21 protein-coding genes are annotated in these 24,623 nt (G+C 64.6%); 11 read left to right on the top strand and 10 right to left on the bottom strand.

What is annotated here, in order from left to right; genetic code table 11:
* Positions 1-60: 60 nt before the first annotated feature.
* From FNJ84_RS14550 to ubiE, 3 genes are all read right to left on the bottom strand, one after another.
* Positions 61-699 carry a Hint domain-containing protein gene (locus tag FNJ84_RS14550; protein WP_255471221.1) on the bottom strand — a complete coding sequence of 213 codons (639 nt, stop codon included), beginning with the start codon at positions 697-699 and terminating at the stop codon, positions 61-63.
* A gap of 430 nt (positions 700-1,129) precedes the next feature.
* Positions 1,130-2,662: a 2-polyprenylphenol 6-hydroxylase gene (gene ubiB, locus FNJ84_RS14545; RefSeq protein ID WP_143793923.1), complete on the bottom strand. Its 1,533-nt coding sequence runs from the start codon at positions 2,660-2,662 to the stop codon at positions 1,130-1,132.
* 1 nt (position 2,663) lies between these two features.
* Positions 2,664-3,410, bottom strand: a complete 747-nt coding sequence (gene ubiE / locus FNJ84_RS14540; protein ID WP_143793922.1) for a bifunctional demethylmenaquinone methyltransferase/2-methoxy-6-polyprenyl-1,4-benzoquinol methylase UbiE — start codon at positions 3,408-3,410, stop codon at positions 2,664-2,666.
* A 75-nt stretch (positions 3,411-3,485) separates the two neighbouring features.
* Here ubiE and mutM point away from each other — a divergent pair, with 75 nt between their 5' ends.
* The 7 genes from mutM to FNJ84_RS14505 all read left to right on the top strand — a co-directional run bounded on the left by mutM (position 3,486) and on the right by FNJ84_RS14505 (position 10,508).
* Positions 3,486-4,331, top strand: coding sequence for a bifunctional DNA-formamidopyrimidine glycosylase/DNA-(apurinic or apyrimidinic site) lyase (gene mutM, locus FNJ84_RS14535; RefSeq protein ID WP_143793946.1), 846 nt, complete (start codon positions 3,486-3,488; stop codon positions 4,329-4,331).
* Positions 4,332-4,431: 100 nt separating this feature from the next.
* The gene (locus tag FNJ84_RS14530; protein WP_143793921.1) at positions 4,432-5,208 is read left to right on the top strand and encodes an enoyl-CoA hydratase; all 777 of its coding nucleotides are present in this window, start codon (positions 4,432-4,434) and stop codon (positions 5,206-5,208) included.
* A 148-nt stretch (positions 5,209-5,356) separates the two neighbouring features.
* Positions 5,357-5,626, top strand: coding sequence for a 30S ribosomal protein S20 (rpsT, locus tag FNJ84_RS14525; protein ID WP_143793920.1), 270 nt, complete (start codon positions 5,357-5,359; stop codon positions 5,624-5,626).
* A 556-nt stretch (positions 5,627-6,182) separates the two neighbouring features.
* Entirely contained in the window at positions 6,183-7,586 is a 1,404-nt protein-coding gene (dnaA, locus tag FNJ84_RS14520) for a chromosomal replication initiator protein DnaA (protein WP_143793919.1), read from the top strand.
* 92 nt (positions 7,587-7,678) lie between these two features.
* The gene (gene dnaN, locus FNJ84_RS14515; RefSeq protein ID WP_143793918.1) at positions 7,679-8,797 is read left to right on the top strand and encodes a DNA polymerase III subunit beta; all 1,119 of its coding nucleotides are present in this window, start codon (positions 7,679-7,681) and stop codon (positions 8,795-8,797) included.
* Entirely contained in the window at positions 8,794-9,870 is a 1,077-nt protein-coding gene (gene recF, locus FNJ84_RS14510) for a DNA replication/repair protein RecF (protein ID WP_143793917.1), read from the top strand. The genes dnaN and recF overlap by 4 nt, the downstream gene beginning before the upstream one ends.
* Positions 9,870-10,508 (top strand): LysE family translocator, encoded by a 639-nt coding sequence (locus tag FNJ84_RS14505; protein ID WP_143793916.1) that lies wholly within the window; start codon positions 9,870-9,872, stop codon positions 10,506-10,508. The genes recF and FNJ84_RS14505 overlap by 1 nt, the downstream gene beginning before the upstream one ends.
* Before the next feature lie 10 nt (positions 10,509-10,518).
* Here the strand turns inward: FNJ84_RS14505 and FNJ84_RS14500 are convergent, their stop codons facing one another.
* Positions 10,519-12,063, bottom strand: coding sequence for a phospholipase D family protein (locus FNJ84_RS14500; RefSeq protein ID WP_143793945.1), 1,545 nt, complete (start codon positions 12,061-12,063; stop codon positions 10,519-10,521).
* Between the two features lie 167 nt (positions 12,064-12,230).
* Here FNJ84_RS14500 and gyrB point away from each other — a divergent pair, with 167 nt between their 5' ends.
* Together gyrB and FNJ84_RS14490 are read left to right on the top strand one after the other, a co-directional pair.
* A complete protein-coding gene (gyrB, locus tag FNJ84_RS14495) occupies positions 12,231-14,666 on the top strand; it encodes a DNA topoisomerase (ATP-hydrolyzing) subunit B (RefSeq protein ID WP_143793915.1) in 2,436 nt (811 codons plus the stop codon).
* 150 nt (positions 14,667-14,816) lie between these two features.
* Positions 14,817-15,536 (top strand): outer membrane protein, encoded by a 720-nt coding sequence (locus tag FNJ84_RS14490; RefSeq protein WP_143793914.1) that lies wholly within the window; start codon positions 14,817-14,819, stop codon positions 15,534-15,536.
* 52 nt (positions 15,537-15,588) lie between these two features.
* Here the strand turns inward: FNJ84_RS14490 and pdeM are convergent, their stop codons facing one another.
* Genes pdeM through FNJ84_RS14465 form a run of 5 tightly spaced genes read right to left on the bottom strand, consistent with a single transcriptional unit; the run spans position 15,589 to position 21,666 of the window.
* Complete coding sequence (pdeM, locus tag FNJ84_RS14485) at positions 15,589-16,245, bottom strand: ligase-associated DNA damage response endonuclease PdeM (protein ID WP_143793913.1); 657 nt, start codon at positions 16,243-16,245, stop codon at positions 15,589-15,591.
* Positions 16,242-18,623 carry a ligase-associated DNA damage response DEXH box helicase gene (locus tag FNJ84_RS14480; protein ID WP_143793912.1) on the bottom strand — a complete coding sequence of 794 codons (2,382 nt, stop codon included), beginning with the start codon at positions 18,621-18,623 and terminating at the stop codon, positions 16,242-16,244. The genes pdeM and FNJ84_RS14480 overlap by 4 nt, the downstream gene beginning before the upstream one ends.
* Positions 18,620-20,170, bottom strand: coding sequence for a cisplatin damage response ATP-dependent DNA ligase (locus tag FNJ84_RS14475; RefSeq protein WP_143793911.1), 1,551 nt, complete (start codon positions 20,168-20,170; stop codon positions 18,620-18,622). Before FNJ84_RS14475 ends, FNJ84_RS14480 begins: the two co-directional genes overlap by 4 nt.
* Positions 20,167-21,159 carry a ligase-associated DNA damage response exonuclease gene (locus FNJ84_RS14470; RefSeq protein WP_143793910.1) on the bottom strand — a complete coding sequence of 331 codons (993 nt, stop codon included), beginning with the start codon at positions 21,157-21,159 and terminating at the stop codon, positions 20,167-20,169. The genes FNJ84_RS14475 and FNJ84_RS14470 overlap by 4 nt, the downstream gene beginning before the upstream one ends.
* 30 nt (positions 21,160-21,189) lie before the next feature.
* The gene (locus tag FNJ84_RS14465; protein ID WP_143793909.1) at positions 21,190-21,666 is read right to left on the bottom strand and encodes an Lrp/AsnC family transcriptional regulator; all 477 of its coding nucleotides are present in this window, start codon (positions 21,664-21,666) and stop codon (positions 21,190-21,192) included.
* 89 nt (positions 21,667-21,755) lie between these two features.
* Between FNJ84_RS14465 and FNJ84_RS14460 the strand changes: the two genes are divergently transcribed.
* The gene (locus tag FNJ84_RS14460) at positions 21,756-23,147 is read left to right on the top strand and encodes an aminotransferase class V-fold PLP-dependent enzyme (RefSeq protein WP_221931983.1); all 1,392 of its coding nucleotides are present in this window, start codon (positions 21,756-21,758) and stop codon (positions 23,145-23,147) included.
* On the opposite strand, the gene FNJ84_RS14455 is transcribed toward FNJ84_RS14460, so the two are convergent.
* Positions 23,128-23,856 carry a YafY family protein gene (locus tag FNJ84_RS14455; RefSeq protein WP_143793907.1) on the bottom strand — a complete coding sequence of 243 codons (729 nt, stop codon included), beginning with the start codon at positions 23,854-23,856 and terminating at the stop codon, positions 23,128-23,130. The two genes, FNJ84_RS14460 and FNJ84_RS14455, sit on opposite strands and share 20 nt — an antisense overlap.
* Before the next feature lie 64 nt (positions 23,857-23,920).
* Here FNJ84_RS14455 and FNJ84_RS14450 point away from each other — a divergent pair, with 64 nt between their 5' ends.
* Positions 23,921-24,532 carry a glutathione S-transferase family protein gene (locus tag FNJ84_RS14450; protein WP_143793906.1) on the top strand — a complete coding sequence of 204 codons (612 nt, stop codon included), beginning with the start codon at positions 23,921-23,923 and terminating at the stop codon, positions 24,530-24,532.
* Positions 24,533-24,623 lie beyond the last annotated feature (91 nt).

The raw sequence follows: 24,623 nt of genomic DNA, 5'->3' as shown, positions 1-24,623 counted from the left end.
CGTGGATTGGCGGCCGCGACCGGCCATTTGGGGCCGGCCGCACTGTTGTGTCCTGTTGTGTCAGGCAGTGGTCATCAACGGCTTGCGGTTTTGCAGATGCCGAATTGCCAGCTTCCTGCCCATCCGGCCCGAGACCAGTTTGCGGGCGGCAATGATCTTTTCTGGTCCGGCCTCGCGAGGCTGAGGAAACAGGGCATAGATTTCCTGTCGGGCGGCAGTCGTCAGCCCGCGCATGGCCTCGGGGCCGGGATAGAGGGATTCGCTGGGCGCACCGTTGGAATATATGATCTCGTGCCGGTCAAAGATCAGGTGGAAATAGCTGAACTCGGGCAGGTCGGTGGCGATGTCGATGCCAGAAAGCTGCAACAGCTGTTTCGCCGCCACCAGCACCAAGGCAGTGCCGAACATGCGATCCGCGATCCGCGATCCGACAAGGATTCGATGCTGCGGCGAAACCAGCAGGTCCCGATCGGGAAGGCCGGCCCCAAGAGCGCCGCGAGTGATGCGGATGGGCCTGAGCTGAGGCGCATTTTCCTGCCGGGCGGCATTCAATATCGTCGACAAAACCGGGCGCAGAGGCACGGCCCCGCGATCCACCGTCAGGATCAGATCGCCAGCCTTCAGCGTCTCGACCGGGCGGGGGCCATCGGGGGTCGCGATCATTGTGCCCGTGACGAAGCAAGGCGGATTTACGTCCAGCGAGCCGGGATAGAACGGGTCGAAGTTGCCGATGCCGCCCTGATATCCCTGGCCGCTTGTCGCGATCTCTGTGGCGGTCGGGGGTGAATGGTGATCATGACACCCGAGGTCGACGAGGTGATGCCATTGCCGCTGACGCTGTATGCAGCGGATGGTTCCTGCGGCTGGGGTAAGGTACAAGGTGGTGGTTCCGGCCATCTTGCGATCCCCCTCTAGACGCCCCCTTGGGCGACGGCTGGCAGGATCAACATAATGCCGGGTCTGGCCGGACCGATGCGATCATGTCGAGGGAAATGGAAGAACTATCCAAGTAAACAGGTTTGTTCACCTGGAAGGGCATGGCTCCGCTGTTTCCTGATCAGCGGAAATAGGCCAAACGGATATAATATCCGCAGGACCGGTATTTTTTCCGAATCACGCGATCAGCGGTTCAGCCGATCAAAAGGCCTGCCCCCAGCCCGATGGCCAGAAAAGCTGCCGCGATCCATGCTGTTGGCGTGCGGCGAGGCGCGGGTTTCGCGGCCTCGATCTCATCGCGGTGAATCCGGTTCCACAATGCCTGATCGACCACCTGGGGCAGCAGGGGTGCATAACGGCTGAGCGTTTGCGCAATGCGCCTGGCGTCCTGCGCCATGGCGCGCGGGCCAAGGTTGTCGCGGATATAGTCGCCGACGACCGGCTTGGCCGATTCCCACATGTTCAGCTGCGGGTCCAGCGAACGGGCGACGCCCTCGACCACGACCATGGTGCGTTGCAGCAGGATCAGCTCGGTCCGGGTCTGCATACCAAAGCGTTCCGTCACCTCGAACAGATAGCTGAGCAGGCTGGCCATCGAAATCTGGCTGGCATCGGCACCAAAGATCGGCTCGCCCACGGCGCGCAAGGCGCGGGCAAAGGCGGCTTCGTCGCGGTCACGGGGGACATAGCCCGCCTCGAAATGGACGCGGGCGACGCGGCGATAATCGCGCTGGATAAAGCCCATCAGGATCTCGGCATAGACGCGGCGGGTATATTCGTCGATCTCGCCCATGATACCGAAATCATAGGCGATCAGGTCGCCATTCAGCGCGACCTTGAGATTGCCATGATGCATGTCGGCATGAAAAAAACCGTCGCGCAGCGCGTGTCGCAGGAACAGCTGGATCACCCGGCGACCCAGATCGACCGTGTCGATGCCGGCCGCGACGATGGCGTCGCGATCGCCCAGAGGGATGCCCTCGGCCCAGTCACTTGTCAGCACCCGGCGAGATGACAGGCGCCAGTCGGGCAGGGGAATGCCAAAGCCCGCGTCATCCTTGGTATTCTCGGAAAATTCCGATGCGGATGCCGCTTCCAGCCGCAGATCCAATTCGCCCGAAACAACGGATTCGAAATGGCTGACCACGTCGCGGGGACGCAGGCGGCGGGTCTGGGGCAGCAGACGCTCGACCAGATTTGCGCCGAAATGAAAGGCGTCGATGTCGCGGCGAAAGGCGGCCTCGATGCCGGGGCGCAGGATCTTGACGGCGACTTCCTTGCCACTGTCGCGCAGCCGCGCGCGGTGGACCTGCGCAATCGAGGCGGCGGCGACGGGTTCCGAAAACTCGGTAAAGATGGCTTCGACCGGCTGATGCAACTCGGCCTGGACGATCTGGCGGGCGGTCTCGGTCGGAAAGGGGGGCAGACGGTCCTGCAACATGCGCAACTGGTCGGCCAGTTCGGTGCCGACGACATCGGCGCGGGTCGAAAGGATCTGGCCGAACTTGATATAGGCCGGCCCAAGCGCGGTGATCGCCCGCGTGACCGGCGGCAGGTTCGGGTCGCCCTTGTAGCCGAGCCAGGCAAAGGGCCAGCCCAGCATCCGCGCAGCCATGCGCAGGCGCGGCGGCGCATCGACGGCGTCCAGCGCCACGCCCATGGCGCCCGTGCGTTCGAAGGTGGCGCCGGTTCGGATCAGGCGCCAGATGTTATGAGGGCCGCGCATGTTACAGTTTCCAGCCCGAATGCAGCGCCGCGATGCCCATCGAGAGGTTGCGGTATTTCACCCGCTCGAATCCAGCATCGCGGATCAGGGTGGCGAAACTTTCCTGATCGGGGAAGCGGCGGATCGATTCGACCAGATATTGATAGCTGTCGCGATCCCCCGTTACCGCCTTGCCCATGGCCGGGATGACGTTGAAGGAATAGCGGTCATAGGCCCATTGCAGGCCTTGATTCGGAAGCTGCGAAAATTCCAGCACCATCAGCCGGCCGCCGGGGCGCAGCACGCGAAAGGCCTCGGACAGGGCGTCGGGGATGCGGGTGACGTTGCGGATGCCGAAGCTGATCGTATAGCGGTCAAAGCTGTTGTCAGCGAAGGGCAGCGCCATCGCGTCGCCCGTGACCCAGCCAAGGCGGTCGGCCAGCCGGGCGGCCTCGGCCCGCTTGCGGCCCTCGATCAGCATGGATTCGGTCATGTCGCAGACGACCACATCCGCCAGAGGCGCGCGTTCGAGGAAACGGAAGGCCACGTCGCCCGTGCCGCCCGCCACGTCCAGCAGGCGCTGGCCATTGCGCGGCGCCAGCCAGTCCATCATCGCGGCTTTCCAGATGCGGTGGATGCCCACGCTCATCAGGTCGTTCATCACGTCATAACGCGAGGCGACGCTGGTAAAGACCTCGTGGACCTTGCCGGCCTTCTGGTCTTCGTCCACCGTCTGAAAGCCGAAATGCGTGGTTTTCTTGTCGCTCATGCGCTTGCCGTTATTCATCTGCACCGCCAGATAAAGGCCGCGCGCCGCCAGCACAATGCGACGAAAGGGAACGAATTGCCAGAACTGCCCGAAGTCGAGACCGTCCGCCGTGGCCTGATCCCCCATCTTGAGGGCCGCGTCATCGCCCGCGCCGAGGCGCGCAGGCCCGATCTGCGCTGGCCGCTGCCGGTCGATCTGGTGCAGGTCGTGACCGGCGCGCGGGTCATGGGGCTGCGGCGGCGGTCGAAATATCTGCTGCTGGATCTGGATCGCGGCGGCAGCGTGCTGATGCATCTGGGCATGTCGGGGCGGCTGCTGGTGGAAGGCGCGGGGCTGGCCGGGTTTCAGCGCGATCCGTCGATTCTGCCGCGCCATGACCATGTCGTGCTGACCACCGACCAGGGCACGACGATCACCTTCAACGACGCGCGGCGTTTCGGCATGGTTGACCTGATCCGGGACGGTGATGACCACCCTTTGCTGGCGCATCTGGGGCCGGAACCTTTGGATGCCGCATTTGGACCAGATCTGCTGGCCGCTGCCTTTGCCGCGAAGAAAGCGCCGGTGAAACAGGCGCTGCTGGATCAGCGAATCGTTGCCGGGTTGGGCAATATCTACGTCAGCGAAGCGCTGCATCGCGCCGGGATCGACCCGCGCCGGGCCGCCGGACGCATCGGTGCCGGGCGGCTTGCGGCGCTGGCCGGTCATATCCGCGATGTGCTGACCGAGGCGATCGCCGCCGGCGGATCATCCTTGCGCGACCATCGGCAGGCCACGGGCGAGCTGGGCTATTTCCAGCACAGCTTTCGTGTCTATGACCGCGAGGGCGCCCCCTGCCCGATGCCCGGCTGTGATGGCGTCATCCGGCGGGTGGTGCAGTCGGGGCGGTCCAGCTTTTACTGTCCGATCTGCCAGCGCTAAAGCCAGCCCCAGGACATGAACGGCAAAGTCTGATGCTGGCCTCGGGGCGCGGGGCCTGCTAGGACTCGGCGCGATTGACAGATTCACAAGGGTTCAACCCATGGCATACGAAACCATCATCGTCGAGATCGAGGACGAGGTCGCCTTGATCCGGCTGAACCGCCCGGATTCGATGAACGCGCTGAACAAGCAACTGCTGGACGAGCTGGCTGACGCGCTGACCGAGGCAGACCAGAACGACAAGGTGCGCTGCATCGTGCTGACCGGCAACGAAAAGGCCTTTGCCGCTGGCGCCGACATTCGCGAGATGTCCGAGAAGTCCTTTGTCGATGTCTTTGCCGGCGATCTGTTCACCGGCCCGACCGAGGCCATTTTGCGGGTTCGCAAGCCGATCATCGCGGCTGTCAGCGGCTATGCCCTGGGCGGTGGCTGCGAATTGGCGATGACCTGCGATTTCATCATCGCGGCCGAGAACGCCAAATTCGGCCAGCCCGAGATCAATCTGGGCGTCATCGCCGGAATTGGCGGGACGCAGCGCCTGACCCGATTCGTCGGCAAGTCCAAGGCCATGGACATGAACCTGACCGGCCGCTTCATGGATGCCGCCGAGGCAGAGCGTTCGGGGCTTGTCAGCCGCGTCGTGCCGACCGGAAAGCTGATCAGCGAGGCACTGGCCGTCGCCGGCAAGATCGCCGAGAAATCGCAGATCGCCGTGCGTGCCGCCAAAGAGGCCGTGAACCGGTCCTATGAAACGACCCTGCGTGAAGGCCTGCTGTTCGAACGCCGGCTGTTCCATTCGCTGTTTGCGACCGAGGACCAGAAAGAGGGCATGGCCGCCTTTGTCGAAAAGCGCGAGCCGCAGTTCCGCGACAAATAACGCTTTCCTTTCGGGGGCGCTTGACCTATAGGCGGTCCCCACATGCGCGTGGGCCCGCTTTAGGCAAGAATCATGACCTCTCCCTATGGGATGGGTCAGTGGGTCTTTTGCGCGATCGAAATGCAACAAGACCCACGGAGCCGATAACATGGCCAATACCCTGCAATCCAAGAAACGCGCCCGCCAGGCCGAGCGCGCCACCGCCGTCAACAAGGCGCGCCGTTCGCGTATCCGCACCTTCCTGCGCAAAGTCGAAGAAGCGATCGCCAGCGGCAATGCCGAAGAAGCGGCCCTGGCGCTGAAGGCGGCCCAGCCCGAACTGATGCGTGGCGTCACCAAGGGCGTCTACCACAAGAACACGGCCTCGCGGAAAGTGTCGCGCCTGGCCTCGCGCGTGAAGGCGCTGGCCAAGGCCTGATCGGCTGATTCCTTGTATGGGGCATGGCCCCGGCAACCTCTGGTTGCTGTATTCCCACAGGGCGCGGTGAACTCCGCGCCCTGTGTCGTTAACGCATCGTTAACCTTTTGATTCGCGGCGATTTTCTTTCACGACGAAGTTTTTTTCCTTGCAGGTCAGAGGGCTGGGCAGATTCGTCCGGTGTCAGGTCATGTCAAGCGCAATGATCGGTTGCGTGCTGGCGACGCGCATTGCTAGTTTGCCATCCAGCGATTCACCTCGCGCCTGGGGGTTGTCCCGGAACTGACTGTAGCTGCCGCTGACGGGTCGGGTTCGGGACAGGATGACAGGGATGGAAACGTCCTCGAAAGGAAGCATTGACGGCGGGCTGCCACCTGCCAGCGATTGTCCTTTTGATCGGGTTTTGGCCTGCGACTGCTGTCCGCAGCGTATTACGCTGTGGCTGATGTCGTGTGGCCATACCGTCTTGCCTTGGCGCGCCGGCGAAACGCGGCTGTCACACCGGAAACGGGGGGCGGCCTCGGGACAGGACGAAAAATGACAAGGCGCGGAAAGCATGGACAAGATCTGGGGGCAGGCATGTGGGTATCTGGAACAATCGGTGGGGGCGAATAACTACAATCACTGGATCAAGCCACTGCGGCTGGTCGGTGTGAATGACGGCATCGCCGAATTCGACGCGCCAACGCGGTTCATTTCAAACTGGGTTGACCGCCATTTTGCGCAGGCCATTCTGACCGAGCTTGACCGAACCGGCCACCCGGCCGAGCGTCTGCGTTTCCACATTCGCGCCGAAACTGCCGCGCCGGTTGCTTCGGCTGCGGCTTCGGCCGTAACGACCCCCGCGAACCAGCACAGGCCCCGTGCCCAAGCCCCGCTGCGGGCCGTCGCGGCAGCCGCCCTGCCAGACCGCAACGCTGATCTGGGCGCGCCCCTGGACCCCCGCTTTACCTTTGATAATTTCGTCGTGGGCAAGCCCAACGAACTGGCCCATGCCGCTGCCCGTCGGGTGGCCGAAGGTGGGCCGGTCAGCTTCAATCCGCTGTTTCTTTATGGTGGAGTGGGGCTGGGCAAGACCCACCTGATGCACGCCATCGCGCGCGAGTATATCCAGAACCATCCCGGCGCCCGTGTCATGTATCTGTCGGCCGAACAGTTCATGTATCGCTTCATCCAGGCGCTGAAGGAAAAGACGATCCTTGATTTCAAGGAAATGTTCCGAACCGTCAGCCTGCTGATGGTCGACGATGTGCATTTCATCGCCGGCAAGGATTCGACGCAGGAAGAATTTTTCCATACTTTCAACGCGCTGGTCGATCAGGGCAAGCAGATCATCATCTCGGCAGACCGCGCGCCGGGCGAGATCAAGGGGCTGGAGGAACGCATCAAGTCCCGCCTCAGCTGTGGCCTGCTGGCCGATCTGCACCCCACCACCTATGAATTGCGCCTTGGCATCCTGCAATCCAAGACCGATGCCTTCCGCGTGCAATATCAGGGGCTGGAAATGGCCCCCGGCGTGCTGGAATTTCTGGCCCATCGCATCACCTCGAACGTGCGTGTGCTGGAAGGGGCGCTGCAACGGTTGTTCGCCTTTGCCAGCCTGATCGGGCGCGAAATTACGCTGGACATGACGCAGGAATGTCTGACGGACATCCTGCGGGCCTCGGACCGGCGGGTGTCGATCGAGGAAATTCAGCGCAAGGTGGCCGAACATTACAACATCCGCCTGGCCGACATGATCGGCCCCAAGCGGGTGCGCACCGTGGCCCGGCCGCGCCAGATCGCGATGTATCTGTCCAAGCAGCTGACCAATCGCAGCCTGCCGGAAATCGGGCGCAGGTTTGGCGGGCGCGATCACACCACGATCATGCACGGGGTGAAAAAGATCGAAGAGCTTGCCGCCAGCGACGAGGCGCTTAGCGAGGATCTGGATCTGTTGAAGCGCCTGCTTGAGGCTTGACCGCCCCCTGTTTTCCATTGAAATTCTTGTGACCGCCCGCAAGGGCGGCTAAAAGGCGGGTCCGGGCAAGGGCCACAGGGTGAGGGACGGACATGAAATTCTCGATCGAGCGTGCGGTTCTGGTCAAGGCCGTCAGCCAGGCCCAATCGGTTGTTGAGCGCCGCAATACCATTCCGATCCTTGCCAATGTGCTGATCGAGGCGACACCCGACGGGGCCAGTTTCCGCGCCACCGATCTGGATACCGAGGTGGTGGATCGTGCCCCCGCGCAGGTTGAACGCCCCGGCGCCACCACGGTCAGCGCGCAGCTGCTGAACGAGATTGCCCGCAAGCTGCCTGATGGGGCATTGGTCAATATCACCTCGGATGATGCGGCGGGCCGGCTGACGGTGCAGGCCGGCAAGTCGAATTTCAGCCTTGCGACGCTGCCGCGCGAGGATTTTCCGATCATGGCCACGACGGAATATGCCGCGAATTTCAGCGCTCCGGCCAAAGTGCTGCGGCGGTTGTTCGACAAGTCGAAATTCGCCATCTCGACCGAGGAAACCCGCTATTATCTGAACGGCGTCTATATGCATGTGGCCAAGTCCGAAGATGGCCCGGTGCTGCGCTGCGTGGCGACTGATGGTCACCGGCTGGCCCGGATCGACGCGCCCTTGCCGGAAAGCGCGGCTGACATGCCGGGTGTGATCGTGCCGCGCAAGACCGTGGCCGAATTGCGCAAGCTGCTGGATGATGACGATGCCGCCATCGCCGTTTCCGTCAGCGAGACCAAGGTGCGTTTCGCCACGCCGTCAATCACGCTGACCTCGAAGGTGATCGACGGGACCTTCCCCGACTACAGCCGCGTCATTCCTGCCGGCAACAGCCGCAAGCTGGAAGTGGATGCCAGCGATTTCGCCCGCGCCGTGGACCGGGTTGCAACGGTCAGCAGCGAACGCTCGCGCGCGGTCAAGCTGGCGCTGGAGATCGACAAGCTGATCCTGTCGGTCAACGCCCCGGATGCCGGTGCCGCCGACGAGGAACTGACCGTGGCCTATGCTGACGAGCCGTTGGAAATCGGCTTCAACGCCAAGTATTTGCAGGAAATCGCCAGTCAGGTCGATCGCGATAACGCGGTCTTTCTGTTCAATGGGTCCGGCGATGCGGCGCTGATCCGCGAGGGCGGCGATACCAGCGCGGTCTATGTCGTCATGCCGATGCGGGTGTGACGCTTTCCCGCCTGTCCCTTGCGCAGTTCCGGTCTTGGCGGCATCTGACGCTTGATCTGGATGCGCGGCCGCTTGCCATTTTCGGGGCAAACGGATCAGGCAAGACCAATATCCTTGAAGCCATGTCGATGCTGTCACCGGGCCGGGGCCTGCGCGGTGCGGGTGCGGGCGAACAGGCGCGACAGGGCGTGGATACCGGTTGGCGCGTCCGCGCAACTCTTGGCGAACATCAACTGGAAACCGTGGCCCCGCCGGGGCAGGGGCGGGGCGTCATCATTGACGACAAGCCGGCCCCCCAGACGGCACTTGGCCGGATGCTGCGGATCATCTGGCTGGTGCCTGCCATGGACCGGCTTTGGTCAGACCCGCCCGAGGTGCGGCGGCGGTTTCTGGACCGTGTCACGCTGAGCCTGATCCCCGACCATGCCGAGACGGCTTTGACCTATGACAAGGCGATGCGCGAACGAAACCGGCTGCTGCGCGATCAGGCCAGCGATCCGGGCTGGTATCGCGCGTTGGAGGGGCAGATGGCCGAATCGGGGGCGGCGCTGACCTGCAACCGGCTTGCGGCGATTGCGCGGGTGATGGCCGCGCAGCGCGACGCCGAAACCAGCTTTCCCGCCGCCACGCTGAACCTGCTGCCGGGCGAGGGCTTTGCCGATGATGCCGACCCCGCCAGCATCGCGGATCGGATGGCCCGGATACGACCCCGCGATCTGGCGGCCGGGCGCAGCCTGACGGGTCCTCACCGCGCCGATCTGGGTGCGCATTGGGGGCCGCAGGACATGCCCGCCGCGCTGTCCTCGACCGGCGAGCAAAAGGCGCTGTTGCTGTCGCTGATGCTGGCCAATGCGCGGGCCCTGGCCGATCAGCCTGTCGTCCTGCTGCTGGACGAGGTCGCAGCCCATCTTGACGCCGACCGCCGTGCGGCGCTTTACGACGAAATCGCGGCGCTGCCGGCCCAGACATTGCTGACCGGCACCGGGCCGGAATTGTTTCAGGCATTCGGTTCGCGCGCGCGGCGATTGATGATTGCGAAGACCGGGGGGCAATCCTCGGCAGAGGAGGTTTGATGACCCTGTCCGCCGAGTCACTGTGGCTTTATGCCGGGGCCATGTTCGCGATCTGGCTGACGCCCGGCCCGGTCTGGGTGGCGATCATGGCGCGGGCCTTGTCCTCGGGCTTTGCGGGCGTCTGGCCGCTGGCGCTTGGTGTGGCGGTCGGCGACATCATCTGGCCCCTGGTCGCGATCTTTGGCTTGTCGGTGATCATCGCGCAAAGCGCCGCGCTGATCGGCGCATTGGGTTGGATCGCCGTGGTCGTCTTTATCGGGATGGGCATCCTGCTGATCCGCAGCGCCAGCCAGCCGGTCCAGCGAGACAGCCGCCTGACGCGGCGCGGGGCGTGGGCTGGGTTCACAGCCGGGTTGATGGCGATTGCCGGCAACCCAAAGGCGGCGCTGTTCTATGTCGGTGTGCTGCCCGGATTTGTCGATCCGGCGCGGATCACGGCGGCGGATGTCGCGGCGATCGTGGCCATGTCGACCGCGATTCCCTTCGTGATGAACATGACCATGGGCGTGGCCGTCGCCGCCGCCCGGCAAAGGCTGGCCACGCCCACCGGGTTGCGGCGGATGAACCTGATCTCGGGCGGGCTGCTGATCGCGGTGGGCTGTGTCATCGGGTTGGGGCAGCTGCTGGCCGCCGGTTAAGGCCAGCCAGCTACAGCAGCCACTCGATCGGCAGCAGGTTCAGGACATAGACGGCGATCCGGTTGCCAAAGCCCAGCCCCGGCTCGTGTTCGATCATGACGGTCGAGCCGTCGGGCTGCGGATCGCGCCAGACCATCTTGTCGCCCTCCAGCACCGGCTGAAAGCTGCGCGCGGCCAGCCCGTCGGTCAGCGCGGCGCTGCCGGAATGGGCGATGGCGGCGCTGTCGATCAGAAAGCCCATCTCGCAATTCAGTGCGGCCGAGCGCGGGTCGAAATTGAACGATCCGATAAAGACCCGGCTGTCATCGGCGGTGAAGGTCTTGGCATGCAGGCTGGCCCCGGACGAGCCGAACGGTCCCAACTCGCTTTTGCCCTGGGACAGCCCGGCGATTGGCTTCAGCTCGAACAGGGTGACGCCGGCCTCCAGCAATTCGCGCCGGTATTTGATATAGCCGGCATGAACCATGGGCACGTCGGTGGCCTCCCATGAATTTGTCAGGATGCGGACATTGACGCCGGCGCGGGCCAGGTCAGAGAAATAGCGGGTGCCTTCCTTGCCGGGCACGAAATAGGCGGAAAGCAGGTCCAGATTGGTGCTGACGCCGCCAAGAATGCCGCTGAGCCGGGTGATCATCAGCTGATCGCGGTCGTGGGTGCCCATGCCCTTGATCGGATCATCGGCCACGACCTGCACATCGGTCCATTCCATCGGGGGCGCCTCGCCGGCGACCAGCCTGTCGGCGACGCTTTGTGCGGCGGTGGCAAAGGCTTGCCCTTCTTCGGATGTCTCGGCCGCCGTCACTGCGGCGTCAAAGGCGGCGATGTCGCCTTCGCCGTCGATCACCTGTTCCAGGGCAAGCACCGGCTGGCTGTTCCAATATTGGTCAAAGATCGTTGCGGTATCGGTGACCACTTCGCCCACGCCCAGCACATCCAGATCCAGATAGGCCGGCACGTCGCCCATGGCGAAATACTCGTCGCCGATATTGCGACCGCCGACGATGGCCACAGCCCCATCGACGATAAAGGCCTTGTTGTGCATCCGCCGGTTCATCCGCAGCGGATACAGCAGATAACCGGCCGCCTTGGGGCTGCGCACGGTCGAGGGGTTGAAGATCCGCACGCTGAAATTGGGCATGGCGTTCAGTGCCGCCAGCATCCCATCCATGCCGGCGACGCCATTGTCGTCCAACAGCAGCCGCACGCGAACCCCGCGCGCCGCCGCATCCCGCAACGCATCCAACAACAGCAGCCCCGAGACATCGTCGTGCCAGATGTAGTACATCGCGTCGATCGAGCGTTCTGCCCCTTCCGCCAGCCGCATCCTGCTGTGCAGGGCGTTCTGGCCATCGGGCAGCGGGATCACGCCACTTTGGCCGGCATGGGCCGACAGCGCCTGTTCTGCCTGCGGGCCAAGCGTGGTGGTCGGGTCGAAGGGCATGGCGGCCTCGACCGGGCGCCCCTCGGTCGAGGGGACGGGAAAGATCAGGCGACCCGCAATCCATACCAGCCCGATGACCAGAACCACTGTCGACAGCATCCGTAACCAGCGCATCGCACCCCCCTTTTGATCGTCAATCTGCACCACTGTCGCGCCATTGGCGCAATCTGCGCAAGAGTTCGCGTCATGGCCACCAAATACCATGAAATCCTGTGTCTTTCCCGTGACTTTCCCGTGGCGAATGACTATATCAACCGCAGAAAAACAGGAATATCGCAGGCATGACAGAATCCGCCCAGAAGCCCGCCGAATACGGCGCCGATTCCATCAAGGTTCTCAAGGGGCTAGAGGCCGTGCGCAAGCGGCCTGGAATGTATATCGGCGATACGGATGACGGCTCGGGTCTGCATCACATGGTCTACGAGGTCGTCGATAACGGCATTGACGAGGCGCTTGCCGGTCATGCCGATTTCGTCAAGGTCAAGATCCACGCCGATAACAGCGTTTCCGTGCGCGACAATGGCCGGGGTATTCCGGTCGACATGCACCCGACCGAGGGCGTTTCCGCGGCCGAGGTGATCATGACCCAGCTGCATGCCGGCGGGAAGTTCGACCAGAACAGCTATAAGGTGTCAGGCGGTCTGCATGGCGTTGGCGTCTCGGTTGTGAACGCGCTGTCGGACTGGCTGGAACTGCGCATCTGGCGCAACAACAAGGAATACGTCGCTCGCTTTGAAAAGGGCGAAACGGCTGAACATCTGCGCGTCGTGGGCGATGCGCCGGGCGAAAGCGGGACCGAGGTGCGTTTCCTCGCCTCGAACCGGCAGACCGATCCGAACGGCACGTTCAGCAATCTGGATTATGTCTTCAAGACGCTGGAAAACCGGCTGCGCGAACTGGCCTTCCTGAACAGCGGCGTGAAGATCATCCTGGAAGATGACCGCCCGGCAGAGCCGCTGCATGTCGAACTGTTCTATGAAGGCGGGGTGCGTGAATTCGTGCGCTATCTCGACCGCTCGAAAACTTCGGTCATGCCGGAGCCGATCTTCATAACCGGCGAGCGGAACGGCATCGGCGTCGAAGTGGCGATGTGGTGGAATGACAGTTACCACGAAACCGTGCTGCCCTTTACCAACAACATCCCGCAGCGCGACGGCGGCACCCATCTGGCGGGCTTCCGTGGCGCGCTGACCCGCGTGATCACCAAATACGCGCAGGACAGTGGCATTGCGAAGCGCGAGAAGATTGACTTCACCGGCGACGACGCCCGCGAAGGGCTGACCTGTGTGCTGTCGGTCAAGGTGCCCGATCCGAAATTCTCCAGCCAGACCAAGGACAAGCTGGTCTCGTCCGAGGTGCGGCCGGCGGTCGAAAACCTGGTGGGCGAGAAGCTGACCGAGTGGTTCGAGGAAAATCCCGCCGAGGCGCGCCAGATCATTGGCAAGATTGTCGAGGCCGCGCTGGCCCGCGAAGCCGCGCGCAAGGCGCGCGAGCTGACCCGCCGCAAGACCGCGATGGACGTGGCCAGCCTGCCCGGCAAGCTGGCCGATTGTCAGGAAAAAGACCCGGCGCTGTCGGAACTGTTCATCGTCGAGGGTGACTCGGCCGGTGGTTCGGCCAAGCAGGGCCGTAGCCGCAAGAATCAGGCGGTTCTGCCCCTGCGCGGCAAGATCCTGAACGTCGAACGCGCGCGCTTTGACCGCATGCTGGGCAGCGAACAGATCGGCACGCTGATCACCGCGCTTGGGACCGGCATCGGGCGGGACGAGTTCAACCTGTCGAAGCTGCGCTATCACAAGATCGTCATCATGACCGATGCCGACGTCGACGGCGCGCATATCCGCACCCTGCTGCTGACGTTCTTCTTCCGGCAGATGCCCGAACTGATCGAGGCCGGGCATCTCTATATCGCGCAGCCGCCGCTTTATAAGGTTGGGCGGGGCCGGTCCGAGGTCTATCTGAAGAACGAGGCCGCGCTGGAAGATTACCTGATTGAGCAGGGGGTCGAAGGCGCCAGTCTGCGCCTGGCTGATGGCCAGCAGATCACCGGCAACGATCTGACCCGTGTGGTGGAAGAGGCGCGGATGGCGCGGCGTATCCTGCGCGCCTATCCCACCCATTACCCGCCCCATATCACGGAACAGGCGGCGATTGCCGGCGCGCTGGTGCCAGGGCGTATCGACGCCGATGCGCAAGCTGTGGCAACCGCTGTCGCCGCGCGGCTGGACATGATCGGCGCTGAATATGAACGGGGCTGGTCCGGGCGGCCAACGCAGGACGGTGGCATCCGCCTGTCGCGGATGCTGCGTGGGGTCGAGGAAAACCGTTCCCTTGACGGTCCGATGCTGCGCAGTGGTGAAAGCCGTCGCCTGGGCGAGATGACCAGGTCCCTGCAGGATGTTTATGGCCAGACCGCGCATCTGGTGCGCAAGGATCGCGACGTGCCGATCCACGGGCCGTTGGGACTGTTGCAGGCGATCTTCCTGGAAGGTGAAAAGGGCCTGTCGTTGCAACGATACAAGGGGCTGGGTGAGATGAACCCGAGCCAGCTGTGGGAAACCACGCTGGACCCCGATGCCCGCACGATGTTGCAGGTCCGAATCGAGGATGTGGCCGAGGCCGAGGACCTGTTCACCAAGTTGATGGGCGACGTGGTCGAGCCGCGGCGCGAGTTCATTCAGCAGAATGCGTTGAGCGTGGAAAACCTGGACATCTAAGGGTTGTCCTGAACGTTTTTGTTGTGTCGTTTTTGCCGCGTTCCTGCGGCAAAAACGGCGCTTTTCCCGGTTTTTCCTGGCCCGACGATTGCGCGGTGGACCTGCCGTACCTTAATCTTGCGCAAATGCCCATTTGAAGGAGCAAGTATCATGTTCACGCTGCGCGCCGCTGGTCTGACCGCCGCCACCGCCTTGCTGGCACCCGCTGCTTTTGCCGGTGGCTATGTTGCCCCGGTCGAACCCGCACCGATCGTTGCCCCAGAGGTGCAGACTGCAACCCCTTGGGGCGGCGCTTATGCCGGTCTGGGATTGGGCTATGCCTTTGGCGCTGATGACGTCCTCGGGATCAGTGACCCGAGCGACAGCATCATTGCCTCGCCCGGCTCGGTCGACATCAAGGGCGTGACCTATGGCCTGCATCTGGGCTATCGCTGGCAAACCACCATGGCCGGCCGCCAGATCGTGATCGGGCCGGAACTTTCCTACGAGACCGGCGGTGCCGATGCCTCGCTGGACAACGCCGGTGTGACCGCCTCGACCGAGATGGACAACTTCATTGCGTTGCGTGTGAAAACCGGCGTGCTGAACTCGGCCGGGAATACGCTGTTCTACGGGATTGCCGGTTATGGCCGTGGCGAATTCGACTATGCCGTCAATGGTGCCGGCATGGTCTATGAGGGCACCTATAAGGACAATGCCTGGATCCTGGGCCTGGGCGCCGAGCGCAAGGTTTCGGACCGGATGTCGGTCTTTGGGGAATGGGAATTCCGCGGCTTTGGCAAGACCACGCTGACCGATGCCGGCGGTTACATGACCGAAGCCACGCCCGAGCATCACCATCTTAAGCTGGGCGTGAATTTCAGCTTCTGATCGCGGGATCATTCATTACGGGGCCGGCCACCGCAGGGTGTGCCGGCCTTTTTCATGCGCGGCGAGGCTGACGCAGCGGCACAGGCAAGGCGCGCGCGCCACAGGCCACCGCCAGCCCCTGCGGCACCAGCGCGGCCAGCGCCGGATCATCGGCCAGCAAACCGCCGGTATACGCGCCAAACGCGGGCAGGATCAGGTGATCGCGCCCGATCAGGAAACAGCGCCTGCGCTGCCCGGCCAGTCGAATGCAGGGGTGGAAATGGCCCGAAATATCGGCCCCTTCGCCCGCCTCGTGTCGCAGCGCCGGAATGCCCGGAAATTCCGCCCGCGTTCGCCCCGGCATCCGCGCGCAGACCTGCCCCGGATCGTGATTGCCGGTGATCCAGACCCAATCGCGCCCGCGGGCCAGCCGGTGCATCCGCGCGCAGACCTCATCCGCCAGCGCCCGCCCCGCCGCGTCATCATCGAACCCGTCGCCCAGACTGATCACGGTCGCGGGGTCGGTTGCCGCAATCTCGGCCTCCAGCCGGTCCAGAGTCGCCGCGACCTCATAGGGCGGCAACAGCGCCCCGCCGCGCCGGGCCATGCGCTCGGATTTGCCCAAATGCAGGTCTGCCACGACCAGCCAGCGCCGATCGGACCACCACAGCGCGCCCGAGGGCCGCGCGACCAGCCGTTGCCCGGCAAAGGTGAAGCTGTATCCGCTCATATCTCCAATCCCGCTTCGGCCATCAGCGCCGCCGCCTCGGCCTCGGCCAGCCTTTCGCGCCCCTGTCCGGCGATGGGCACGCGCCCGACCTCCAGCAGCAGGGGCGCGGCAAGGGGGGAAACGCGATCCAGCATGCGGTGGTCGTGACGGGTCAGGCGGTCCAGCATGTCCTCGATCCGGTCGAAATCCACAAGGCCGCGCCGGGCCTCGTCGGCGGTGATGCGCAACAGCAGGTGGCCGGGGTCGTATTTGCGCAAGGTGTCGTACAGGATATCGCTGGAAAAGGTGGCCTGCCTGCCGGATTTTCGCTGGCCGGGCAGGTTGCGCTGGATCAGCCCGGCGATGGTGGCGACATTGCGGAAGGTGCGCTTCATCACCGCATTATTGCCCAGCCAATCGCCGAGGCCCGCGCGCAGCCCCTCGCGATCCAGCAGCGGCGCGGGGTCCGTCACCGGGTCCAGCGACCAGATCAGCAGCGCGTAATCGGTGGAAAGAAAGCCCAGAGGGCCAAGCCCCGCCGCCTCCATCATCCGGGTCATCAGCAGGCCAAGCGTCTGCAAGGCGTTCCGCCCCGCAAAGCCATACAGCGCGAAATGCCACATGCCGTCATGGCGAAAGCTTTCGCTTTGCAACACGCCGGGGCGGGGCAGGGCGCTGACCTGATCTTGCAGTGCCAGCCAGTCGCGGGTGTCAGCCGGCAGGGCGGCGTGATGCGTGGGATCGCCGATCAGCGCCTGAACGCGATGGGAAAGCTGGGTGGATGTCGCCAGCTTCATCCCCGAAAACACCGCGATCTTGGGCTTGCGGGTGGGTTGCCTTGTCACCTCGACCACCATGTCGCGCAGCCCCTCGTATCGCACGGTCTGGCCGCCGATCAGGAAGGTGTCGCCGGGTTCCAGGCTGGCGGCGAATGCCTCTTCGACCTCGCCCAAGGGGGCGCCGCCGCGACCGCGAAAGCGGACCTTCAGCATCTCGGCCTCGACGATGGTGCCGATATTCATCCGCAGGTCGCGCACGGCGCGCGGGTCGCGCAGCCCCCACAGCCCGTCCCGCAAGACCAGCCGCTGCCAGCGGTCATAGGCGCGCAGCGCATAGCCCCCGGTCGCCGCGAAATCCAGACAGGCGTTGAAATCGGTCCGCGTGAGGCCGCGATAGGGACCGGCGCGGCGCACCTCGGCAAACAGCGCATCGGCATCGAAACGCCCGGCGCAGGCGGTCAGCAGGATATGCTGGCACAGCACGTCAAGGGGGCCGGGGCCGCGCGGATCGCCATCCAGATCGCGTTCGCGCACGGCCTGCAACGCGGCGACGCATTCGATCACCTCAAAGCGGTTGGCGGGCACGATCCGCGCGACGCTTGGCGCGTTATAGCGGTGGTTCGCCCGCCCGATCCGCTGCACCAGTCGCTTGACGTTCTTCGGCGCGCCGACCTGAATGACCAGGTCGACAGCGCCCCAGTCAATGCCCAGATCAAGGCTGCCGGTCGCCACAACGGCACGCAGCGCGCCCGCCGCCATCGCCGCCTCGACCCGCTGTCGGGCCTCGCGGGCAAGGCTGCCGTGATGCAACCCGATCGGCAGGTTCTCGTCATTCGCGGCCCAAAGCGCCTGAAAGAACAGTTCCGCCTGCGCGCGGGTGTTTATGAAGATGATCGTCGTGGTGGCGGCGCGAATCTGGGTCAGCACCTCGGGGATGGCATAATGGCCGCCGCCCCCGGCCCAGGGCGCCGGGTGGGCGGTGGGCAGCATGGCGATATCGGGATCGGGGCCGGGATCGGCCAGCAGCACCTGCGCGCCGCCCATGAAATCGGCCAGCCGGGCCGGGTCCTCGACTGTGGCCGAAAGGCCGGTGACGGTCAGGTCAGGCGCAAGGCTGCGCAGCCGCGCCAGCCCCAGCATCAACTGATCCCCGCGCTTCGATTCAGCCAGCGCATGCAATTCATCCAGCACGACCCGCTTGAGCCCGCCAAAGATCGCGGGCGCCTCGGGGTAAGACAGCAGCAGGGCCAGGCTTTCGGGCGTGGTCAGCAGGATATCGGGCGGATCAACGCGCTGCCGGGCGCGTTGCGCCTGCCGCGTGTCGCCGGTGCGATCCTCGATGCGCAGGCTCAGCCCCAGATCGGCGACGGGCCGCGCCAGATTGCGCGCGATATCCGCCGTCAGCGCCTTTAGGGGCGAGACGTAAAGCGTGTGCATCCCCTTATGCCCGCCCCGCGCCAGATCGACCAAAGAGGGCAGGAAACCCGCCAGCGTCTTGCCGCCCCCGGTTGGGGCGATCAGCAGCGTATCGCCCTGCGCCGCCAGCAGCGCGATCTGATGCGGATGCGGCTGCCAGCCCTGACGGGTGAACCAGCCCTGAAATTCGGGCGGCAGGCTCATCCGATCATGGCTTTCAACGTCTCCAGCCGGTCGGCCTCGGCTGCGGGTTTGTCCCAACGGATGCGGCTGATGCGCGGAAAGCGCATGGCTACGCCGGATTTGTGGCGGGATGAGGCGTTGAGGCCCTCGAATGCGACCTCGAGCACCAGTTCGGGCTTCACCGCGCGGACCGGGCCAAAGCGGTCTGTGGTGTTCTGGCGCACAAAACGGTCAAGCTGGCGCAATTCCTCATCAGTAAAGCCGAAATAGGCTTTGCCGACGGTCACCAGATCGGCGCCATCCCACAGGCCAAAGGTGAAATCGCTGTAAAAGCCCGAGCGTTTGCCATGGCCGCGTTGGGCATAAAGCAGCACCGCATCCACCACCATCGGATCACGCTTCCACTTGAACCACGGCCCGCGCGGGCGACCGGCGACATAGGCGCTGTCGCGGCGCTTGATCATCACGCCCTCGATCACCGGGTTGGGCGGGCTGGCGCGCAGGGCGGCCAGATCGTCCCATGTGGTGAAGTCCAGAACCGGCGAGGCGTCGATGCGGTCGCTGCCGAAATCGGCGGCGTCCAGCAGCGCGCGGCGCGCGGACAGGGGCAGATCGCGCAGGTCACGGCCCTGCCAGATCATCAGGTCATAGACGCGCAGCCCTGCCGGATGGCTGGCCAGCATTGCGCGGCTGACGGTCTTGCGGTTCAGGCGTTGCTGCAAATCGTTGAAGCTGGCGATTTCGGCGCCGCGCCGCACCAGCAGTTCGCCGTCAACAGTGCCGTCGAAATTCAACGCCTCGATCAGGTCGGGGAAGGCGGTGGAAATATCCTCTCCGGTGCGGGAATAGAGCCGGCGGATGCCGCCATCATTGATCGCCAGAACGCGGATGCCGTCCCATTTCCATTCGGCGATATGCTCGGTCGGGTCCAGCGCGCGAAGCTGGTCCAGATCTGTGGGCGTGGACAGCATGACCGGGCGGAAAGGCGCCTTCGCGGCGTTTTCAGGTCGCGCGCCGCCCGCGATCCAGTCGAAAAGTGGCTGATAGGGCGGGGTGAGGCCGTGCCAGATTTCCTCGATCTCGGCGACCGGCGGGCCGCCCATATCCGCCAGCGCCATCCGCGCCATGCGGGCGGACAGGCCCACGCGCATATTGCCGGTGGCGAGTTTCAGAAAGGCCAGCCGCTGCGAGGCGCCAAGCCGGTCCAGCAGCGCGGTAATGGCGGCGGGCAGGCCGGATTTGCCGGTGGATTGCAGCAGATCGACGGCTTGGTGCAGGGGGATATCCTCGTCCGCCTCGCTGTCCCAGATCAGGGCGATGGTTTCGGCCAGATCGCCGACGAAATCATAGCTGAGCGTGAAAAGCTGCGCGTCCACACGCTCGGCCACCAGCCCGCGCAAGAGGCTGGGCGTGACCGAACGCAGCTTCAGATCGCCGGTCAGGGCGGCCAGCGCATAGCCGCGATCAGGATCGGGGGTGGAATCGAGGTAATGCCGCAATAGCCGCAGTTTGGCATTGCGGGCGGGGGTGAAGGCCAGACGTTCCAGCAAAGTGGCGAAGGGCTTCATTCCGGCTCGTCCTCGTAGCCGACCAGCCGCAGGGGGCGGGCGGGAAAGCCGTTCAACTCGCACCAGCGCAACAACCCGTCCTCGGTGCCGTGGGTGATCCAGACTTCAGCGGGGAAGAGGTCGCGGATGGTCTGCGTGACCTGCGGCCAGTCGACATGATCGCTGATGACCAGCGGCAATTCGACGCCGTTCTGGCGCGCGCGGGCACGCACCGCCATCCAGCCCGAGGCGAAGCCGATCACCGGGTCGCGGAAACGCTGGACCCATGCGGTCGAAAAGGCCGATTGCGGGGCGATGACCAGTTGCGCAGGCACCTGATCGGCGGTGGCGGGGATCAGCGGGCCAAGGTCGATGCCTTGTTCGATATGGTAATCACAAAGCCGCTGCATGGCGCCGTGGATGGCGATGGGCGCGTCGATCCCTGCGGCGCGGGCCAGCGCGATCACCCGCTGCGCCTTGCCGAGGGAATAGGCGCCGATCAGATGCGGGCGTTCAGGAAATTCGGTCATGCTGGCCAGCAGGCGAGCCATTTCCACCGCCGGGTCGGGGTGTTTGAAGACTGGCAGGCCAAAGGTCGCCTCGGTCACGAAAACATCGCAGGGGACGGGCTCGAACGGGGCGCAGGTCGGGCTGGGGGTGCGGCTGTAATCGCCCGAGACGACGATTTTCGGGCCGTGATCCGGGGTGACCGCAATCTGGGCCGAGCCGAGGATATGACCCGCCGGGTGGAAGCTGACGGTCACGTCACCGATGCGGATCGGGCCATCGGCGGGTTGCACCTGCCCGGCGAAATCCTCGCCATAGCGGATCGCCATGATGTCCAGCGTCTGCTGCGTTGCCAGAACCGAGCCATGACCGGCGCGGGCATGATCGGCATGGCCATGGGTGATCAGCGCGCGGGCGACGGGGCGCGTGGGGTCGATGTGAAAATCGCCGGGCGGGCAATAGAGGCCCTGCGGCGTGGGATGCAGGATCTGATCGGCGCGCATAGAAGGAATATGCGGAACATTTCGTGAAAATCAACGCGGGATTCGTAGAGGGCGGCCCTCGAATATGGTTTCCATCGAGAAAACGCCGGTTACCCGCTCAAGGTCCATATCGGCGATCAGCGCCTTGTAGCAGCGGTCATAGCCGGCCATCGAGACCGTCACCAGCTTGGCCATATAGTCCCATTCGCCGCCGATGCGGTGGAACTCGGTGATTTCGGGGATGGATTCGACGCGGGCGCGGAATTTGCGTGACCAGGCGTCGTCGTGATGGCGGGTGCGGATCATCACGAATACGGTCAGTTGCAGCCCGATGCGGGCGGCGTCGATGGCGGCGCGGCTGCCTTGCAGGATGCCGGTCTCGGTCAGCCGTTGCAGGCGCCGCCAGCAGGCGTTTTGCGACAGCCCGATGCGGTCGGCCAGCGCGCGTTGCGACAGGCTGGCATCCTGCTGCAATGCGGCAAGGATCTTGTGGTCGATTTCGTCGAGAATGGTGGGTTCATCGCTCATTTGATCGGTAGGATATGGATATTTGAGTGAAGAAGAAATCAAATCTTGCTGTTCACCGGGTCATTATCGGCGAAATGACGGAGGGTCGGATGGATTTCTTTCAGCGGTTTCGCGCGGGTCTGGGTGGCATCGAGGCGCTGCATGAGGGCGTGATCGGGCGCGATGCGGTGATCGAGGGGCCGTTCGGGGCGCGGCGGATGATCTATGCCGATTATGTCGCCTCGGGGCGGGCGCTGCGGCAGGTCGAGGCTTTCGTGATGGAGGAGGTGCTGCCCTGGTATGCCAACAGCCATACCGAGGCCAGCCATTGCGGCGGGGTGATGACCCGGCTGCGGCGTGGGGCGCGAGCCGAGATTCTGCGTTGCCTGGGCGGCGGGGCAGATCATGCGGTGGTTTTTACTGGCTCGGGTGCGACGGCGGGGATCAACAGGCTGGTGCATCTGCTTGGCGTCGGGCCGGGGGCGACGGTGCTGATCGGGCCTTACGAGCATCATTCGAACATCCTGCCCTGGCGGGAAAGCGGGGCGCGGGTGGTCGAGATTGCCGAGGCTGCGACGGGCGGGCCGGATCTGGTGGCGCTGCGGGCGGCCCTGGCAGATGCGCGGGGGCCGGTTGTGGGGGCGTTTTCGGCGGCCTCGAACGTGACCGGGACGCTGACCGATGTGGCGGCGGTGACGCGGGTGATGAAGGATGCGGGGGCGAAGGTCATCTGGGACTATGCCGGGGGCGCGCCTTATTTGCCCATTGATATGGGGCTGGGGATGGATGCGGTCGTGACCTCTCCGCATAAGTTCATTGGCGGGCCGGGGGCCTCGGGCGTGATGGTGCTGCGGCGTGATGCGGTGGTGGCGGGGCGGCCGACCCTGCCGGGCGGCGGGACGGTGCGCTTTGTGAATGATGCGGGTCATGATTATGCCCTGTCGATCGAGGCGCGCGAGGAATCGGGGACTCCGAACGTTGTGGGTGATATTCGGGCGGCGCTGGTTTTCGCGTTGAAGGATGCCATCGGGCAGTCGGCGATTGATGCGCGGCATGTGCGCTGGCTGGCCAAGGCGCAGCGGTTGCGCGGCGTGGACGGGCTGCATCTGCTGGGCAATCCCGATGCGCCGCATCTGCCGATCCTGGCCTTTCGCGTCGGTGACGGGCGGGGCGGGTTCATTCATCAGCAATTGGCCACGCGGATACTGTCGGACCTTTACGGTGTGCAGGCGCGGGGCGGTTGTGCCTGCGCCGGCCCCTATGTTCACCGCTTGCTGGGCATCGGGCCGGACGAGTCGGCTCGGCTGCGCGCCGCGATCCTGCGCGGGGACGAGATCGAAAAGCCCGGCTTCGTGCGGCTGAACCTGTGCTGGGCCGCGCCCGAGGCCGAGGTGGATGCGATTCTGGATGCCGTGACCGATCTGGCGGCGAATGCTGCGGGGGTGGTCGCGCGCTATCGCTGCGAAACGGCGACGGCGATCTTTAGCCCTGTGGCTGCGTGACGTCGTCAGGGGCGGGCGCGGTTCTGTGCGATCTGCGGGTGCGCATGTAATCCCTGACCAGTGCCACCCTGTGCGGGCGGAAGCTGTCGCCGGTCAGGCGCATCGCGTCGATGCGGTTGATGTGAAAAATCCGGTGATCCATTCGCAGCCGGCAATGCGCCAGCAGCATCAGGGTGCGCTCGGAATAGGACAGGCCCAGTGGCCAGATCACCCGCCGCGTCGCCGCGCCGTGAAGATCGGTATAGTCGATCTCGATTGCCTGTTCGTTCCAGCAGGCCTCGCGCAGCAAGGGCAGGTCGATCCGGGGCGGGTCGCGGTCGGGCTGCGTGGAAAAGCTGTGCATGATCGCATGCAGGGCCTGGCGTGACTGGCGCTCGGGCAGGGTCGCGATGATGCGGGCCAGTGCCGCCTTGCCGGCATCGGTCAACTCGTCATCCCCGATCCGGCCCAGGGCCTGAACGGCCAGATGCAGCGCCTCGATTTCCAGCTGGCTGAAGCTTTGCGGCGGCAGGGCGGGATCCTCGGTCAGGGAATAGCCCAGGCCTGCCTCGCCGTCGATCAGCGCCCCGCCTGCGCGCAGGGTGGCGATGTCGCGATACAGTTGCCGGGGTGAGACGCCGGTTTCCTGTGCCAGCCGCGCGGCCGTCACCGGGGCGGGCAGCCGACGCAGGCTGTTCATCAGTCGCATCAGCCGATCGGTTCGGGCCATCCTGTCACCTTTTGTCAGCAGCGTCGCGCTAGACCTTGGCCATCAACCAAGAAGGAGACAAGCCATGCTGACCTTTTACCATTCACCGGACAGCCGCTCGACCAGCGTCTATCAGTTGATAGAAGAGATGGGCGTTGCCGATCAGGTGCGGGTGGTTCAGGTGACCATCCCCCGGCAGGATGGCTCGGGCGGTCCCGATGCGGCCAATCCCCATCCTGAAAAGAAGGTGCCCTATCTGACGGATGGCGAGGATTTCGTGCGTGAACGCGGCGCGATCGTTCTGTATCTGACGGATCGTTTCAACAGCCCTCTGGGGCGCGGCGTGGGCGATCCGCAGCGCGGGCGTTATCTGTCCTGGCTGACCTGGTATCAGGGCGTATTCGAGCCGGTGGCGATCCTGTCATGGGCGCAGGTCGATCATCCGGCCATCTGGGCCAGCCTGCGCGATTATGACACCGCGATTCAGCGGCTGGACGAGGTGCTGCGCCAGCAACCCTATCTGCTGGGCGATAGGTTCAGCGCCGCCGATCTGCTTTGCGCGGGGCCGTTTGCCTGGTTTGGCGATCAACTGCCAGCCACTCCGCCGATCAAGGATTGGGTTGCGCGCTGCGTGGATCGCCCGGCCGCCCGGCAGATTGCCCAGCTGGATAAGCAGGCAATGGCGCAACTGGCCTGAGACAGATGATCCGCCGGCCCCGGACAGCCCTGGGGCCGGTGCTTTGCCACTGCGCCATCTTTACAGCCGCGCCGCGCGGCCCTATCTCTCC

Origin of the sequence: Paracoccus sp. M683, from assembly GCF_007096355.1 — a bacterium.
Classification (GTDB): Bacteria; Pseudomonadota; Alphaproteobacteria; order Rhodobacterales; family Rhodobacteraceae; genus Paracoccus.
Note: the sequence above shows the minus strand (reverse complement) of the source record. Positions and strands in the feature narration are given on the sequence as shown.

What these genes read in the sequence shown, in the direction of transcription:
- ubiB (WP_143793923.1), bottom strand. Translation starts at nt 2,662, where the DNA reads ATGCGCGGCCCTCATAACATCTGGCGCCTGATCCGAACCGGCGCCACC.
- ubiE (WP_143793922.1), bottom strand. Translation starts at nt 3,410, where the DNA reads ATGAGCGACAAGAAAACCACGCATTTCGGCTTTCAGACGGTGGACGAA.
- FNJ84_RS14530 (WP_143793921.1), top strand. Translation starts at nt 4,432, where the DNA reads ATGGCATACGAAACCATCATCGTCGAGATCGAGGACGAGGTCGCCTTG.
- rpsT (WP_143793920.1), top strand. Translation starts at nt 5,357, where the DNA reads ATGGCCAATACCCTGCAATCCAAGAAACGCGCCCGCCAGGCCGAGCGC.
- dnaA (WP_143793919.1), top strand. Translation starts at nt 6,183, where the DNA reads ATGGACAAGATCTGGGGGCAGGCATGTGGGTATCTGGAACAATCGGTG.
- dnaN (WP_143793918.1), top strand. Translation starts at nt 7,679, where the DNA reads ATGAAATTCTCGATCGAGCGTGCGGTTCTGGTCAAGGCCGTCAGCCAG.
- FNJ84_RS14505 (WP_143793916.1), top strand. Translation starts at nt 9,870, where the DNA reads ATGACCCTGTCCGCCGAGTCACTGTGGCTTTATGCCGGGGCCATGTTC.
- FNJ84_RS14500 (WP_143793945.1), bottom strand. Translation starts at nt 12,063, where the DNA reads ATGCGCTGGTTACGGATGCTGTCGACAGTGGTTCTGGTCATCGGGCTG.
- gyrB (WP_143793915.1), top strand. Translation starts at nt 12,231, where the DNA reads ATGACAGAATCCGCCCAGAAGCCCGCCGAATACGGCGCCGATTCCATC.
- FNJ84_RS14490 (WP_143793914.1), top strand. Translation starts at nt 14,817, where the DNA reads ATGTTCACGCTGCGCGCCGCTGGTCTGACCGCCGCCACCGCCTTGCTG.
- pdeM (WP_143793913.1), bottom strand. Translation starts at nt 16,245, where the DNA reads ATGAGCGGATACAGCTTCACCTTTGCCGGGCAACGGCTGGTCGCGCGG.
- FNJ84_RS14480 (WP_143793912.1), bottom strand. Translation starts at nt 18,623, where the DNA reads ATGAGCCTGCCGCCCGAATTTCAGGGCTGGTTCACCCGTCAGGGCTGG.
- FNJ84_RS14475 (WP_143793911.1), bottom strand. Translation starts at nt 20,170, where the DNA reads ATGAAGCCCTTCGCCACTTTGCTGGAACGTCTGGCCTTCACCCCCGCC.
- FNJ84_RS14470 (WP_143793910.1), bottom strand. Translation starts at nt 21,159, where the DNA reads ATGCGCGCCGATCAGATCCTGCATCCCACGCCGCAGGGCCTCTATTGC.
- FNJ84_RS14465 (WP_143793909.1), bottom strand. Translation starts at nt 21,666, where the DNA reads ATGAGCGATGAACCCACCATTCTCGACGAAATCGACCACAAGATCCTT.
- FNJ84_RS14460 (WP_221931983.1), top strand. Translation starts at nt 21,756, where the DNA reads ATGGATTTCTTTCAGCGGTTTCGCGCGGGTCTGGGTGGCATCGAGGCG.
- FNJ84_RS14455 (WP_143793907.1), bottom strand. Translation starts at nt 23,856, where the DNA reads ATGGCCCGAACCGATCGGCTGATGCGACTGATGAACAGCCTGCGTCGG.
- FNJ84_RS14450 (WP_143793906.1), top strand. Translation starts at nt 23,921, where the DNA reads ATGCTGACCTTTTACCATTCACCGGACAGCCGCTCGACCAGCGTCTAT.